The organism is Plantibacter sp. CFBP 13570 (assembly GCF_014841395.1).
Lineage (GTDB): Bacteria > Actinomycetota > Actinomycetes > Actinomycetales > Microbacteriaceae > Plantibacter > Plantibacter auratus.
The window spans coordinates 1-477 of record NZ_JACYTW010000150.1 but is presented as its reverse complement, the minus strand read 5'-3'; the positions used below and the strand labels follow the sequence as shown (position 1 = coordinate 477).

The window sequence follows — 477 nt, the reverse complement described above, 5'->3', positions numbered from 1 at the left end:
GTGCCTGCCGCCGCCTCGGCGTCGGCCAGTCGTCGGGCCGTCGCTTCGACGTCGGGGGCGGCGGTACCGGCGACACCGGCGATGGCCGGGCTCGCGAGTGCTTCGGCGTTCGCGGTCGTGTGACGCAGGTGATCGGCCACCCGCGCCTCTGCGCTCGCCCGTTCGACCCCGTTCATGGCTGCGGCCTCCGCAGCCGCGCGGTCGGCGAACCCGGCCCGCTCGAGTGCCGCCTCCAGCTCGACCGCGCGCTCAGCGTCACGCAGGCGCCGGTCTGCGACGGTCGCTCGTGCCGCCGCGAGCAGCGACAGCGAGGAGAGCTCGGCCTCGAGCATCGCGTCGAGCTCGGCGAGTGAAGCCGCTCGACCGGCAAGGACACCGGCCACCTCGGCGCGGGCCTGCTCGTGGGCGCGCTGCGCGGCGGCGAGCCGCTCGGTCAGTGTCGCCCGGGTGGCGGTGCGTTCCGACACCGCGACCACG

The 477-nt window shown here is 76.3% G+C and carries 1 pseudogene; it reads right to left on the bottom strand.

Annotation, left to right across the window (positions count from 1 at the left end):
• A pseudogene (locus IFT89_RS19965) lies at positions 1 to 477 on the bottom strand (hypothetical protein); the annotation flags it as partial.